Origin of the sequence: Acetobacter fabarum, assembly GCF_029069195.1 — a bacterium.
Classification (GTDB): domain Bacteria; phylum Pseudomonadota; class Alphaproteobacteria; order Acetobacterales; family Acetobacteraceae; genus Acetobacter; species Acetobacter fabarum_A.
Map to the genome: position 1 here is coordinate 1 of NZ_JARDYK010000017.1, position 15,964 is coordinate 15,964.

A 15,964-nucleotide genomic window follows, 5' to 3' on the forward strand; every position below is an offset into this window, starting at 1 on the left:
AATATAATCAACGCAAAATCATTACTCTCACCATCGCGGGGTGGAGCAGCCCGGTAGCTCGTCAGGCTCATAACCTGAAGGCCGTAGGTTCAAATCCTACCCCCGCAACCAAAATTACCAAATGAAATCAAGCCGTTAGCCCGCTCACAGAGCGGGCTTTCTGCGTTCCAGAGCACCAACTGGAATCATATAGGAATCATTCGGCAGAGAATTCACGCGTAGCAACGTTGCGCGCGAGGCGCGCCAGAAGAGGGCCGGGAAGGGAAGGAATCGGGCCAAGCCTCCCAATGAGGGGCCGATCCGCGAACCTTCTTCTTGCCTTCCAATCCGGCCTCACGTAGCTACCAGATAAGAATGGTTCTTAATGTGGTGAAATGCTGAACGGGTATCCCCCCATAGCCGCCAACTCGAAACATAGAATGACGAAACAAGCTAATGGCTCCGCCCTCGCGTCGGCAAGGGTGCGCGTCAGCGCGCTGAATTGCCCCAGTTTTACCGGAAAGTAAAACTCTCGGAGGATGAACCCTATGGTAGAGAAGAAGACAACATCGCGTTATTCGCCTGAGTTCCGTGAGCGCGCGGTGCGCCTTCTCTGTAGATCAGAGCAGACTTGATCTCGTGGCCTGATTACTGAACAAATCACTCTCCGGTAAACCGGAGCAATTCAGTCAGATGGCCGACATAAAACCGTTACAAGTCCTAGTGGGCTTGCTGGACGGCATGGATAGTAGCATGTTCGGTACAGAATATCGATTAACGGTTCCTTCAATTTCCCCATCTTGACAGAAGTTAATATACGCTCGCATAAATCTAGGAAATATTTTCAAAGAGCGATTGATTAATAGAAAGATTTTATTGTGGCATATATTCTTCTTCGTAGTAGTTTAGATGACCTTGTGCTGCTGGAATTCCGTGGTCAGCCTGTCATTCTGAATTACGAGACTGTTGCCCGAGTTACAGGTTCTTCTGATCGTCTGCGTTTTGGGTTTGCAGAGCCTATTGTCTGCTGGCCACGAGAGAATAATCCGGGCGAAATTTCTTGGTACGCGGAAGGCAAAGGTCAGTTTCGCCAGCTTGCTCTTTTTCCTGCAGAGGAAAGGGAGGCTTTGTTGCGTGACCTTGTTGCTGAAATTACCCGACTGAGACAATCTGTATTGGTGGCGGGTACATCAGATATTCATTTTCTGGATTTTGCACTGATTATTCCTGGCTCTGAGGCTATATTTACTGATGGAGACAGGTTTGTTCTTGCTCCTTGGGGAGCGATGGCCGGTCGCGAGAAGGGTTTAAAAATATCTGATAGGGCAGTGGATTTTGGGAAGTCTTTTCTTGGTCGACTATCTGAGCAGGAGACGCCACCGGTCATGGACCGGCACGAAGATGAAAAAATCGAAAAATCTGACCCGTTTGCAGCGACTGAGCCCCCAGCATCCGGGAGGGTACCCAAGCAGGATATGTCTTTGCTGGCGGGTGAGGAAGTGCCTTTCCCTGAGGTTTCTGTGGCAGCAGTGTCCTATGATGGTCAGTTACCAATGTCGGGAGCCTCATCTATTTTGCTACATATCTTTGTTTTCATTTCATTTTTTCTATTAACGCTATGGGCGGCGTTAACTATAATTGGTCATAGTCATGGCTTTGGTGCTGATTTTCCTGTGATAGGAAAATATTTTGGGGTGGGATTGCCAGCATGACGGTCCTTCTTTGCACAACCACTTCCGCAGAACTCTCCCCTGTTGTTTTTCGAAGCCAAAGAGTTGTGGAGTTGTGGCCTGAATTTTCCAGTTTGCTCAGGAAGCTGGGGGGGGAGGCCGGGGGAGGCTTGCTGGCCGAGCCGGAAGACCATGGGAATGGCCGTGTTGACTGGTATGGGACGCTCGGTGCGGATATTTCGCAAGAAGAGCTGGTAAGGCACTTCCAGGCATTGAGGGCTGCAATCGAGGCGGCGATAGATCAGCAGGGGAATGCCCTCTCATCTTCCGAGAAAACTCTTTTGCCTTTACTGCCCTATATTTTTACCATTCCGGGGGAGGAGTATATCCGTTCCGGAGTCTCCGGGCCAGTCCTTGTTGGGTGGGGGCACCACGCAGTCACAGATAAGCTGACCCGGGTGGATATTACCGGAGCAGTAAAGCAGTCTTCGCCTTCCGCTCCCGCGCTTGCTGAGAGGCCGAGTTGTGCGCGAATGACCATCCGTCCGCCACCGTTGGTGGTTGAGCCGCGTCCGGCGGGGGCCTGGCGGGCCTGGCTTGTTCTATCGGCAATGCTGACGGGACTGGCTTTGCTCATCTGGCTTATATCTCATCTTGGCGGTCTGTTTGCTCCTGCGGGGTGTTCTCATCCATCACTTCTGTTCTGGGTGTTTCTTCTGGCGTCGCTGGTGGTGCTGGCTTGGCTTGCGGCGCGGCTTCCCTGGCGTGCATGGATTGCGCTCAGGCGTGTTCGGAAAGTGGGGGTCTCTGGTGGTGTATTACAGGTTATTCTGGCATGGAACGACCTGAATGATCTTGATCTGCATGTTATCTGCCCTGATGGCCAGCGTATTTATTTCAATAGAAGAGAGCATTGCGGGGGTGTACTGCGCCATGACGCTAATGCGCGCAGAAAAGGTGCCCTACCACCAACGAACCACCCGGTTGAGACGGTGGCATGGACTACGGCACCACCTCCGGGGTTATACACGGTAGTTGTAGACCCCTTTGCAATGCCTGCTGCGCCGACCAGCCATTTTTCCGTAACGGTCTGTTATTATGGCACCGTTCTGGCAACGCGGCGGGGGAGCGTATCGGTCAATAATCGTATTGTTCCTGTCTGTAATTTTGGAATTCCCGCATGACTGTGCATCTGGACAAAAGTGTAGGTGACGTGCCTGCGGCGGCGCAGGCATTTGTGGCGGCCGTGCGGGACAGGCTGGGAGCGGATCACGCGGCTCTTTTTGCGATGCCTGTTGCGCAAGGCGATGGCGTGGCCTGGACAAGTGAAGGCCAGAAAAGCCTGAATTTTTTTGAGTTTGACGCTTCCACGCAGGATGCATTGCTTTTGCAGGCGGGTTCAATTCTTGCGGATATCCGGCATGTCGCGGAAAGTGAAAATGGTGCCATTCGGCAGTATTTTCCTGGCATGCACTGGATACCCTCGCTGAATTGCCTGTTTGGCGTGGACGGACGTGCGGTTGTCACCCGCTGGGGGCGGGCGGGCGGAGTGGATCTGCTGACCGGCTTTGGCGACAGGAAGCTTAAGCCGGTGGAGGCGGTTTTTCCACCTTTGCCGCCGCGTCTGCTGCGCTCTGCACTGGGAGGGGTGGGGGTTGGCCTACTGGTTGCAACCGTGTGGGTTTCTCTTCTGCCGGTGCCGCTTATGTGTAAAGGCGTTCCGCCTCTTGGACATACACATGTCGCTGATACGGTTCGTCCGACTGCAGTGGTTCCTCCACTTGCCGATGATCTGCCAGCGGCCAAATGGCAGAGTCATGACTTGTCGATGCTCAAAGGGTGCTGGCATCGCCTTACCAATATGGTCGCGGTCAATGTCGAAACACATGTCCCTCAATCAGTCGCGTTGTGGACGTTCTGCTTTGATGATCAGGGGGATGGAGGCCAGCAGTCATTGCAATACGCCGACAACAGTATCTGCAAGGGACGGTTTTCCTCGCATTTTGAAGGGGATACCCTGATTATAGAGGCGGATAGATGTCTTTCAATCTCAAGTGGCCAGAATTTTCTGGCCACGACATATCGTTGTACCCGGCTGGACCAGGAAAAAGCGTCCTGCCTCGGCTATACGAACGATCCACGCTATTCCAATCATGATAAACCGGCCGAAGGATTGTTCCAAAGATCGGCACTGTCTACCTTATGATCCATGCAGGCAAACCCAACGGTGTGTGGTGTTGACTTCCTGCGGTCAGTCTTGACTGCAAATGTTGCGTATGTGGAAATCTTTTTTTGCATATCGGCTATCCTGATAGCTGCTGTTGCAGTCGTTGTGTCCTTGGTGCGAGGGATTGTCGCGCAGTGTCAAATCAGTAATAACGCAGTAAGATCATGACGGATAATCTGCGAGAAAAATGGAAGAAAATGAGCGGATGTCAGACCATATCTCGTTGATTCCCGATAGTCTTATTCAGTTCGAAACGATCGTGCTCGATCATAAGGACTGCACTGACATAACGGTGAAGTTTTATGAACAGCAACGGAACGGGCCTAATGGTGAGGCCGAATGTGTCCTGCGCATGCCCGAGAAAGATCATGACAGCGGAAATCAGGTGTTTTATGCTGATGGTCAGGATCACGTGGTGCCGGATGGGGAAGACTATCAAATAAAATATAAGGATATTTACAAGGTTTTTAAAAACGAATGGGTGCCTCTGCCTTATCTGGCCCGCGTAGGGGTGACTGATGACGAAGGTTTTAAGCCCGGTCCGGCCAACTGGGTGCGGGGCAGGCTGCGCAGCGAATATAAGGGACCGGGTGAAGAGGCTATTTTTCTTAACATAGCGTTCGATACTTCAATCGCACCTTATTACGAGGGGCGTTATCTGGCGCCCACACCCGATGACGAGGCAAGAGGGCAGAGTTTTGCTTTTGTTTCGGAGCTGGATAGCATCTCATGGCTGATCGAGAGTACGTGGCTCAAGGACTGGCTTGCTGAATTGCTTCAGGATGCAAACTGGGCTGAGCCTACCAAAAAACGTCGCGACGATGATGAGAGCGGACCCTCCAGAGGTCTTGCGCATGTGGCGATCTATCTTGCTTTCCTGCGGATGATTGCAAAGGCAGGCAGACCGCCGGTCGCGCAGATGCTGACAACAACGAATGAGCCTCCTGTGTCGGTCGATCTGGTGCTTGATCTGGGTAATTTCCGAAGCTGTGGAATTCTTATTGAGGAGCATCCCGGCGCGCGCCAGCGTGAAGCGGACAGCTATGTTCTGGAATTGCGAGACCTGGGCCGACCCGAGCAGGTTTGTTCTGATCCGTTTTCCAGCAGGATTGAATTCGGTAAAGCGGTTTTTGGGCGGGACTCTCATTCCCGTCGTTCGGGGCGTCCGCATGCTTTTTCCTGGGCAAGCCCGGTCAGAACCGGCCCCGAAGCAGAGCGGATGATGGGTGCGCGCATTGGTACGGAAGGGCTTTCCGGTCTGTCTGCGCCCAAACGGTATTTGTGGGATCTGCGGCCGTCTGATCAGGGGTGGCGCTTCAACAATGGTTATCACCGCGATGGACAGAATGCCGACCCGCCCGTTAATGGTCCTTTCCGTCGGGCGCTGCTGGAAACCCTGAGTGCCAAGCGCACGTGCAGGGTCGGTCGCTTTGATCTGGATGCAGCCCAGCCTGTGGGGCCAAGTGTTCTGTCGCGCAGTCTGCTGTTCACGCTTATGCTGAGCGAAATTGTCATGCAGGCGCTTATGTACATGAACTCGCCGGGATTTCGTTCTCGGCGGCGCGATAGCGCCCGCCCGCGAGGGCTGCGTTCCCTTATGCTGACCATGCCGCCAGGTATGCCGGTGGCGGAGCAGAAAATTTTTCAGGCCCGTGCGCGGGCCGCACTGGCGTTTATCTGGAAAGTAACAGACCAGAAAGGTCAGTTACCTATTTTGCGTGCGGAACTTGATGAAGCTACCGCGACGCAGATTGTCTGGCTGCACAATGAGGTAACCGGGCGGCTCGGGGGACATGTCGAGGCACTGTTTGAACTCTACAGCGCAGGACGACGGGGAGAAAACAACCGGCCAGCCATCCGTGTCGCCAGCATAGACATCGGGGGCGGCACAACCGACCTGATGATTACGACATATACGCACACGGGGCACGATGCGCTCTCCCCCTGTCAGAATTTTCGTGAAAGTTTCAATATCGCCGGGGATGACCTGCTTGAAGACGTTATCCTGACAACGGTGCTCCCTCCTCTTGAGCAGGCTTTGACCAAAGTTGGCGTACTCAGAGCTAGGGAATTGCTTATCCGTCTGTTTGAACGGGACCATGGGAATCAGGATGAACGGGACCGCCATCGGCGCAGGTTGTTTGTTGCGACCATTCTGGAACCCGCCGCGCTGCACGCCCTGAGCCTTTATGAGCAGGTCGGAGAGCAGGTGAGCGGAGTGGTCGGGAGCTTTGGCCTGAACGCCCCCGAGGTGAAGAGAGGCGATGATGCACAACGGGCACGTTGCGCGGCATTCCTTGCCGAACAGGTCAATCTGCATATGCAGGGGCAGAATGCTCAGGGAATAGGCGCATTTGACGTCTTCGGTGTGAATATTGAGGTCACGGTCGAGACGATTGAAAAATCCATCCGCTCAACGCTTGAAGCAGTCCTGTCCAACCTGACGGAAGTTGTCTGGGCTTATGGGTGCGATGTTCTGATTTTATCTGGGCGTCCTTCCAAGCTCCGTCGGGTACGCAATCTGATCACGGGCGCCATGCCGGTTGCTCCACATCGTATTATAGCGATGCATGACTACACTGTTGGCAGGCATTATCCTTTTACGGATACCGCAAGCCGGATCAGTGACCCCAAGACAACGGTTGTGGTGGGGGCTGCCCTTTGCATTCAGGCAGAGGGAAGATTGCAGAATTTTGTTTTGCGGACTGAAAAACTGGTCATGCAATCTACCGCTCGGTACATTGGTAAAATGGAAAAGACCGGCAGGATACGTGATGCGAACCTGCTGTTTACGGACCCGGACCCCAATGCCCCGCTGGAGTGTACACCAGAGGGCTTTGATCTGGAGGACTTTCAGGGGTTGACCATGATAGGGTTTCGACAGCTTTCGCTGGAACGGTGGACAACAACGCCGCTCTATTGTGTTGAATTCACGCAGAATAGCCGAGCCGAGATGCAAAACTACAAGCTCCCTTTAAACATCCGGCTTGAACGGCGGGCAAACCGTGAGGAAGAGGAAGAAGGTGATTTTTCGGGGCGTGAAAGCTTCCAGATTGAGGAAATTACTGACGCGCAAGGGGAGAGTGTTCATACAAAGCTGATCACCTTGCGGTTGCAGACAACCCTTAATCCTGAAGGATACTGGCGCGATACAGGATGCCTGACGATGGGAGTGGGCATGTCGTGACAAATCTGGTCAACAAAACCCGGCTTCTAGCTGACCTGGCCGTTAACGCGGCACGTTGGGTGGACGATCATGCGCCAGAAGCAGGCAATGACAGTTTGCGGGCGTTGCGTAGGGAACGCAGAGTTGCGCGCAAGCTTTCGCATGCAGCCAACAGACGATCAGCCGTAGCAGTTTACGGCGCATCCCAAGCGGGTAAATCGTATCTGATATCGAGCCTTTCCGCTCCGGAGCATGGCCCGCTCAGAATATGTTACGGCGGTGAGTCTTTTGAATTTCTCAAGGAAATAAATCCTACAGGGGGAGACGAATCTTCCGGACTGGTCTCACGTTTCACCCTGTTTCCGCCTACGCCCCCTGATGGCGCGCCCCCTGTGACGGTCAGATTGCTGTCTGTTGCCGATATTATACGGATTGTCGGGAACACCTTCCTATCTGATTTCAAGTTGATCAATGTTACGCCACCTCCGTTGAATACAATCATGGAGAAGCTGGGCAACCTGCCTTTGACGGAAGGGCAGACAGTTCTGGATATCGATGATGTTGAAGCACTGAGGGAGTATTTTACGCGGAAGTTTGGCGATAAAATATGGATCAATATTCTTGATGATGCATACTGGGGCTGGCTTGGTCAGCATGTTGGTTTGCTGGCTCCACAAGATCTTCTTCGGGCATTTTCTCCGCTATGGGGGGGAGTTGAAGATCTGGGGCGTTACGCCGGTGTTCTTGTTGAGGCACTGGTCACGCTGGGGCAGCCGGAGATGGCTTATTGCGATGTCAAGGCTTTGCTGCCCCGGGACAAAAGTATCCTTAACGTTTCAACACTTTTCAAACCTGCGGGAGATATTGAGCCGGTTTATCTGGTGGGGGAAAAAGGGTCGCGCGCGTATCTGCCGCGTAACGTTGTCTCCGCTATCATTTCCGAGCTGGTCATCCCCCTGACATCCGCGCGCTGGTCGTTTATGGACAAGACCGACCTGCTGGATTTTCCCGGGGCTCGCTCCCGTCTGAAAATTCCCGAGGTGGCGGAGGCAAAAGGCAAGGAAGGAACTTTGTTCCTGCGTGGCAAGGTTGATTATCTTTTTGACCTGTATCAAGACAATATGGAAACCACGGCGACATTGATGTGTGTTGCTGATTCCGCGCAGGAAGTTTCAGACCTGCCCGCTATGATCAAAAGCTGGATTGATGATACAATGGGTGCCACGCCTGCGCAGCGGGCAGACAAGCAGGACGCTCTTTTTGTCATTCTTACAAAATTTGACAGGCAGTTTGAAGAAAAAGGTGGCGCGGATGAGAGTAGTAGTGACGGGTGGAATACCCGTCTGCAAGCATCGTTAATCAACTTTTTCAAAGAGAGTTGGGTCAACCAGTGGAAGCCAGGTAAGCCATTCGACAATGTCCAATGGTTACGCGCGTCATCCGCAGGCAGTCTGTACACCCGTGACGACGTTACCAGACAGGAACTTGAAATGCTTCCTGATGTCGCGCAGCGGGTCGCGCGGTCTCGGGCATCCTATCTGGCCAGCCCTGTTGTCCGGAAGCATATTCATGATTTTGAACGGGCTTTTGACGAAGCTATCAAGCCTAATGATGGTGGGGTGAGCTATCTTGCCGAGCGGCTGCATGATTTTTGCGAAAAATCTGTCAGAACCGAACAACTGACCAGCCGGTTAAAGCAGTGTTCCGAATCTATCCTGCATATTATCACATCTTTTTATCATAATGCGTCGTCTCTGAATGCTTCTGATGAGGCGCGGCAATCTGTGGCTAAAATTGCTCTTGCCTTAAGAGAGGTGCATCGGAACCGTTTGCTGGGTGCATTTTTTATCAGTCTGGAACCCGAGCGGGAGGCAATTATCCGGGAGTGGAACCAGTTTAACACTGAACTGGACACAGCCCCCCCTCCACCGGAAGAAGATGATCCGCTTGCCCTGATCCTTGGTGGAGCAATGCCAGACCCCGCCAGTCGGGAAGATCAGCATGACCATTTTGCAAAGCGTATCATGGATATGTGGGTAAAGAACTATCTGGGCAGAATGCAGCCTGAACAGGCCGCCAGATTTGGTATGGAATCTCATGTGGCGCGCCTGTTTGCAGAGCGCATGGAGGTTTTGGCAAATATGCTTGATCTGAGAGGAAAAATGGCAGAAGCGTTGAGGCGGAACTGCGATCATGTCAACAGGCTGAATATTTCGGGCGAAAAACAATCCGTGATCTGCGTTGAACTGATAGGCCGTTTTCTGACCTGGCTGGGCTATGCAGATGAAGACGCCATATCTTCCAGACCATGCCGTATTAATTCGGACGAGAAAATTTTTGATCGACCGGATCCGTGCGCGGGGTTGCCTGATCTTCCCCTTAAACCGAATGTTTACGTAGACCAGTTTTTTCATGATTGGGTTCTGGCGCTGCGGCAGCGGTTTGAAGAAAGCGGACCTCAGTTTGATGTGGAGGCCAACGAGCAACTGGGAACGATCATAAACGGACTGGACACAGTAAAAGCATGAGCAGCGCAATCAAAATACTTCCCGGACCGCATGCCGAGGGAGCAACAATTGTTTTGTCAGGGCGTGCTGGAGACGATTCAGATAAACCCGTCACCCTGAAAGTACCTGGAGATCACCCCGAAGTTAAAGGGGAGTGTAGTCGGGCCACGCAGGGGAATGATCTTCTGATTCATATTCCTTCTTCCGCTGCCCGGGATTTTGAACCTGATACAGGGTACGAGATAGAAATTCCGGAATTGCGCGTAACAGGGTACATAGACGCGTGGCCTCAACTCCCAACTGCCGGAAAGACGTACGCCGAGCTGGAGGCAGAGGCGCAGCGGCGTCGCAATAACGGTGTTCCGACAGAAGGCGAAAAGAACGACCCGGTTGTGCAGCCAGTTACGGCCCCCGCACATGTTGAACCTGCTGTTGTCAAACCTGTCGTGGGGTTGGCCAGGGTATCATTCTGGGCCCGTCTGTATCCCATGCGGAAGTTTCTTTTTGCGGGTGGCGGCGTATTTGCCAGTATTCTGGCTCTGGCGGTCTGGTTTTTCACGCACAATCATCATGCGGACCGTCCATCCGCTCCCTCCCGGCCAGCTACTCCGGTGGCCCCCGTGGCGACGGCTGTCCCGGGAACGGCTCATCAACCGGTTATGACGCCTCCGCCTGCCGCACCGCTCAATGTGCTGGAAAACCTTACTGTTCCGGCCGTGATCGCCCAAGCCGGTTCAGCTTCCGTGATTGGTGATGAAGGACAAAGACGACTGACACATGGCAAGCCGGATGATGGCGTGCTGTTGCTGGAAGCTGCGGCGCAGCGTGGCGATGGTCATGCAATGGCGCGTCTGGCACATCTGTATGACCCCACGGCTTTTGACCCGAATGGACCAGTGCCCGCGGCCGATATACGTGAGTCTTCACAATATTATCGGGGAGCGGTGCAGGCTGGTGATGAGGATGTCAAGGATGACCGCGCCCGCCTGCATGATAATCTGGAAAAAAAAGCGGCAGCGGGTGACATGGAAGCGCAGCTTGCGCTGAAAGATTTTTGGCCATGAGAAAACCCCTTTGGCTTATTGCCTCTCTTCTTGTTGGGGGTATGACACAGACCATCCCTCACGGCTTCGCGGCCGATCTGACACCTCTGCTGCAACCGGGCAAGCATAGTCTTTACCAGCGTATAATCACGCGGCCTGGCGCAATGGTAGCGACGGATGCAAAAGGGACAGATGCAAAACCTGTTGATGGTTTTGAAGTGTTTTATGTGTTCTCCCGCGAAAATGGGCGCGTTCTGGTAGGCCGCGGCATGGCCGGGCCCACGTTGGGCTGGATCGAAGAGAGCCACACGATTGCATGGTCTCATGCCATGATTGCGGCATTTACCAACCCTGCCGGGCGCAACCGCGCTCTGTTTCTGGATACGGCGCAGCATGAGCAGGCCATGCTAACGGCCGATGACTCAGCGCAGCAGGCTGCTCATCTTTTAAGCGGCGCGCTGTCTGGCAAGCCGGGTCCTGTGGTGGCGCTGGAGCCGGAAAACTATGTGGATATAACAAAAAACTTCTACCTTCTGCCTATTCTGGAGGCGACCACGACCGATAGGGAAAGCGGTCCTTCTGTCCACATGCTTCACGTTATTTCCGCCCCTTCGGCTCCGTCTGACGGGCGTCCGCCTGCCTCGCCCGAAGCACTTAGAAAGTTTCGGGCGGCTCTGGTCTTTGTCATAGATACAACGGCGAGCATGCAGCCTTATATTGACCAGACCCGCGCCGCGATTGGGGATATTGTTCATACAGTCCAGAACACGGCAGTTTCGCAGAATTTCCGTTTTGGGCTGATTGCCTATCGTGACAGTCTCGCTGATACTCCCGGACTGGAATATACAACAAAAGTCTATGCTACCCCAGATCTGGCCAAGCCGATTGATGCCGTACTCCCTGCAATTGCCGGGGTGCGGGATGCTACGGTGTCCTCTTCTAGCTTTGATGAAGATGCGGTGGCGGGTGTGCGTGCGGCCATTGATAACATTAGCTGGGACCAGTTTGGCGGGCGTTATATGGTGCTTATCACCGATGCGGGTGCCCGCGGGAGTGAAGACCCGCATAGTGTGACCCATCTGGGTATAGAAGAAGCGCGTCAGCTTGCCGCAACAAAAGGCATTGCGCTGTTTGTTGTCCATCTGCTGACCCCGGCGGGTGATACTGCGCATGATCATGCACATGCGGCTGCTCAATACAGGGCGCTTTCAAAATTTGGAACAGCGGGTAGTCTTTACTATCCGGTCGCGGGAGGTTCGCCCGAGGCGTTCCGGCCGGTTGTACAGTCGCTTTCCACGTCTTTGTTGCAACAGGTGGCGGATACGACCGGGCGCCCCGTGGCTGGCTTGACACCTGAGGGCATGAAGGTTGACCCGAAAACCGCAGTTGTCAGTCAGGCCATGCGGCTTGCCTATCTCGGTCGGGAGCAGAAAACCGCTGCTCCGGATGTTGTGGAAAGCTATACCGCTGATCGTGATCCGGCGGATGCCTTGCATAAAACTCTGGATATCCGGGTTCTTCTGACACGCAACCAGCTTTCCGATCTTGCTGCATCGCTCAAGAACATTCTTGATGCGGGAATAGCAGGCCGAACAACGCCAGAAACATTTTTCACACAACTACAGTCAGCTTTCGCGGCTACTGCACGTAATCCATCGGAAATCAGGCATATTGACAAGCTTGGACCGCTGTTGGGGGAATATCTGGACGGGTTGCCGTATAAATCCGACATTGCGAGCATAACGCAGGATTCATGGCTGGCGATGGGGGCCATCGCCCAGCGCACCATTCTTAACAATATCGAAAGCAGGCTGCGTCTTTACGAGGAATATGAATCTCGGCCAGACCTCTGGGTGCATCTTGGACATTCCGAAGATCAGGGGGAGGCAGTCTACCCGGTGCCTCTTGAGGCGCTGCCCTGAGAGAGATGCCGCCTGCTTTGCCCGAACTCTTGCGCGCCAGGTCGTTGGAGTGGTGTTCGCCTGACAAGAGTTTTTCTCTTTTTGTCCCGAACTTTGTTTTGAGGGCAGGGGAGTGTCTGGCTATTGTCGGCCCTTCTGGTTGCGGAAAAAGTACGCTGCTTGGATTATTGTCGCTTGCCCTGCGTCCCACGGCGGGGAGTATTCAAATAGAAGGGCAGGCGGTTGCATCCTTCTGGCAGACAAAGCAGGGTATCAGGGAACTGGGTAGATTGCGGGCGCGGCATCTTGGTTTTGTGCCCCAGATGTACGGCCTGCTTCCTTTTCTGTCGGTACGCGCCAATATCGCTCTTCCCCTCAGGGTTCTGGAGCGTGACGATCATGGGCGCATTCTGGAGTGCGCGCAAAGACTGGGAATTGCCGGTCTGCTTGACCGGGTTCCGGCCAGTCTTTCTGTCGGGCAAAGACAGCGGGTGGCAATTGCGCGTGCGGTTGTCCATCGCCCTCGTGTGGTCATGGCGGACGAACCAACTGCGGCCCTGCACCCCGATCAGGCAGATGACGCCATGCGGTTGTTGTTTGAGCAGGCCAGCACGGAGGCTGCGGTCATTATGGTCACACACGATGCAATGCGCGCGGAGGAGGCTGGTTTTGTGGTTGTGCGGGCGGTGCCCCGGCCAGCAGGAGCCATGATTGCAACAACGGATGCCGGGCCATGAAGAAACTGCTCCTGATCGGAGGGCTCGCAGTGCGTGATATGCTGTCCGAAAAAGTTATGGCCCTGTGTCTGATTATTGCTCTGGCGGCCACGGCGGCACCTTTGCTGGTCATTGCGGGTTTGCGGGTTGGGTTGGTTGAAGGATTGCGTACAGCCCTTCTTGAAGATCCTCGTGTTCGTGAAATATCAAACGCCAGTAACAGACAGTTTGATTCAGTATGGCTGGAATCCCTGGCGCGGCAACCCGATATAGCATTTGTAGCGCCACGAACCAGAACCCTGGCCGCCAGTGTATTGCTTATGCCTCAGGGGCGGCCGCAGGATGCACGCAGGGTTGAGCTTATTCCATCATCTGTTGGGGACCCGTTATTATCTCCGGTGGATATGTCAGCCGAGTTTGACAAAATTGTGCTTTCGGCTCCGGCTGCTGCGTCGCTCCATGCCCATGTGGGCGATGTATTGGATATGCATCTTTCACGCCTTGGCGAAGGAGCCGCTCAGGAGAGTGTACCTTTACGGGTTTTTGCGGTCTCCCCGCCCCGCGCTATTGGCCAGAATGCCGCGTTTGTTTCTGTGCGGCTTGCGCAGGCGGTGGAAATTTTTCGGGAAAAGGCCGTGAGCTGGCAGGATGCCTGGACAAGTGCTGCGCTTGCGTTTCGCACGCAGGCTGGCTTCAGGCTGTATATGAAGCATATTGAGGATGTCCCCGCTGAAGATGCAAGGCTACGCGCAGCCGGTGTTGATGTCACGTCACGCGCGGGCGATGTGGCCGATCTGCTGACGCTCGACAAACGGATTACACTGCTGTTCAGGCTAACCGCCTGTATGGGAGTGGCCGGGTTTGTCAGTAGTCTGGCCGCCGGGCTATGGGCTAATGTTGAGCGCAAACGGTTGTCTCTGGCGACAATGCGTTTTATCGGCGTGCCGTATTTGACCGTGTTTCCACTGCTTCAGGCCCAGATCCTTGCTTTTTGTGGAAGTGGTGTGGCGCTCTGTGGGGCATGGATTGTTGGGTCTGTGATCAATCACCAGTTTGCTCAGATATTGCCAACTGGGCATCCTCTTTGCATCATTAACGGACGTCTGTGCATGGTGTCACTTTTGTTGACGGCTACCGGTGCCTTGCTTGCATCCTTGGCTGCGGCGCATAGAGCTGGCCGGATTGACCCTTGGGAAGGAATAAGCACGCCGTGAAAATTCGTCCGTCTTCAAAACTGGTTCTTCTTGCCCTGACCTTTCTGTTCGATCCGGGTTTTGCCTATGCGGACGCAGCGGTGTGGGATGCCAGATTTATAGACCCCCATCCACTGCCGGACGACCTGAAGCTGCCGTTGCCTTGTGGTGGGGCTATGGTTTTCCGGCCTGTGGATGTCCCGGATGGGAAGGGCATTCTTGATGATGTTGATATGACCATCGGTCGCCCGGACACGCAGGAGGGCTACAACCAGTACACGTTACGCACCCATCTTGCGGCGGCATTTCCGGTTCAGGGGCACCCCGAACTGCATCGGTATTATATTGGGAAATATGATGTTACAGTCAATCAATATGCGGCTCTGAATGGTAGTTGCGCAGCGCCAAGCCGGGCTGGGCAGAAGCCGCAAACCGGCATTTCGTGGGATGAGGCCAACGCCTATGCGGCCGGGCTTACAACATGGCTTGTCGAGAACAAGGCCCCTCTTCCGGTTGCGGGGGAGGGAAAAGGCTTTCTTAGACTACCTGTCGATGAAGAATGGTCTTACGCCGCGCGGGGTGGCATGCGCGTGCAGGCATCCGAATTTGAAGCGCCTTTGTGGCCAATGCCCGATGGCGGCCCTGCTGCTTATATAGCGGCCGGGCCGGATATTGGGGAAATGCAGGCCGTAGGGCAGATGAAACCCAATCCTCTTGGCCTGTATGACATGCTTGGTAATGCTGGTCAGATGATGCTTGACCCCTACAGGCTGAACCGGGTCGGGCGGTTACAGGGCAAAGTGGGGGGGCTGCTGATCCGTGGGGGGGATTTTCATGCCAACCCGGATGAACTGACAACAAACGTTCGCGCCGAGCGGCCACCTTATAACGAAAAAACAGGGAAGCCGATGCGCGATCCCGCTATTGGTTTTCGTCTGGTTATTGGTGCCAGCGCCTTGGGCTCCCTGAAGGAAACAGAGGACGCGGAGAAAGACTTTAAAACATTGCTGGACGAAGCCCAGGCAACACCAGGGGATGCCTGGGCGGCCCTCAAGGCGCTCAAAGCGGAGGCAGGGTCGGACCCGGCAATGGCGGGAAAGCTATCGCGGATTGAAACAGCACTCACAACTGATGCACGCGCCAGAATCGATGCTGACAAGAAGGTGCTTGGCGCCCAGCTTCAGGCGCTTGCCGTTCTGGCCAATGCCGTGTGGGAGATCAATCATGTGATTGATACAATTACCCAGGCAAAAATGAAGCTTGTTAATCTGACACCGCAGCAGGCGCAGAAAATTGAAACGCATCTGGCTGAACGCCAGAAATCCCTGAACGCGGCAATAGAAAGTTATCTTGGCCTGCTTGGTGCCGCCGCCAGCAGTCCTGCCATCAAGGAACTGGATGGTATTGCCGTGGCCGGGCAGGACATGCTGCGCAGCCAGAACGAAGATTACCTGTCGGGAATGCTGGATTTAAGCCAGAAAAATCTTGCAACCCTTCATGCGGGTAAAAAAGTGACGGCACAAGACATACTGGGCGAGGTGAAAAATATTCCGGCACAGTAA

General features: G+C 54.2%; 10 protein-coding genes and 1 tRNA gene. All 11 read left to right on the plus strand.

Annotation, left to right across the window (positions count from 1 at the left end; translation table 11 throughout):
* The first annotated feature begins 34 nt into the window (after positions 1-34).
* Positions 35-111, plus strand: a tRNA-Met gene (locus tag PY793_RS13330).
* 746 nt (positions 112-857) lie between these two features.
* On the plus strand, positions 858-1,691 hold the full coding sequence (locus PY793_RS13335; protein WP_275178483.1) for a hypothetical protein: 834 nt from the start codon (positions 858-860) through the stop codon (positions 1,689-1,691).
* Entirely contained in the window at positions 1,688-2,833 is a 1,146-nt protein-coding gene (locus tag PY793_RS13340) for a hypothetical protein (RefSeq protein WP_275178484.1), read from the plus strand. Before PY793_RS13335 ends, PY793_RS13340 begins: the two co-directional genes overlap by 4 nt.
* Positions 2,830-3,855, plus strand: coding sequence for a hypothetical protein (locus PY793_RS13345; RefSeq protein ID WP_275178485.1), 1,026 nt, complete (start codon positions 2,830-2,832; stop codon positions 3,853-3,855). The genes PY793_RS13340 and PY793_RS13345 overlap by 4 nt, the downstream gene beginning before the upstream one ends.
* 226 nt (positions 3,856-4,081) lie before the next feature.
* Entirely contained in the window at positions 4,082-7,063 is a 2,982-nt protein-coding gene (locus PY793_RS13350) for a virulence factor SrfB (protein ID WP_275178486.1), read from the plus strand.
* Positions 7,033-9,570 (plus strand): virulence factor SrfC family protein, encoded by a 2,538-nt coding sequence (locus PY793_RS13355; protein ID WP_275178487.1) that lies wholly within the window; start codon positions 7,033-7,035, stop codon positions 9,568-9,570. Before PY793_RS13350 ends, PY793_RS13355 begins: the two co-directional genes overlap by 31 nt.
* On the plus strand, positions 9,567-10,613 hold the full coding sequence (locus PY793_RS13360; RefSeq protein ID WP_275178488.1) for an SEL1-like repeat protein: 1,047 nt from the start codon (positions 9,567-9,569) through the stop codon (positions 10,611-10,613). The genes PY793_RS13355 and PY793_RS13360 overlap by 4 nt, the downstream gene beginning before the upstream one ends.
* Entirely contained in the window at positions 10,610-12,514 is a 1,905-nt protein-coding gene (locus PY793_RS13365; RefSeq protein ID WP_275178489.1) for a vWA domain-containing protein, read from the plus strand. Before PY793_RS13360 ends, PY793_RS13365 begins: the two co-directional genes overlap by 4 nt.
* A gap of 44 nt (positions 12,515-12,558) precedes the next feature.
* Positions 12,559-13,230, plus strand: coding sequence for an ABC transporter ATP-binding protein (locus PY793_RS13370; RefSeq protein WP_408744713.1), 672 nt, complete (start codon positions 12,559-12,561; stop codon positions 13,228-13,230).
* Entirely contained in the window at positions 13,227-14,423 is a 1,197-nt protein-coding gene (locus PY793_RS13375; protein WP_275178491.1) for an ABC transporter permease family protein, read from the plus strand. The genes PY793_RS13370 and PY793_RS13375 overlap by 4 nt, the downstream gene beginning before the upstream one ends.
* Positions 14,420-15,964, plus strand: a complete 1,545-nt coding sequence (locus PY793_RS13380) for a formylglycine-generating enzyme family protein (protein ID WP_275178492.1) — start codon at positions 14,420-14,422, stop codon at positions 15,962-15,964. The genes PY793_RS13375 and PY793_RS13380 overlap by 4 nt, the downstream gene beginning before the upstream one ends.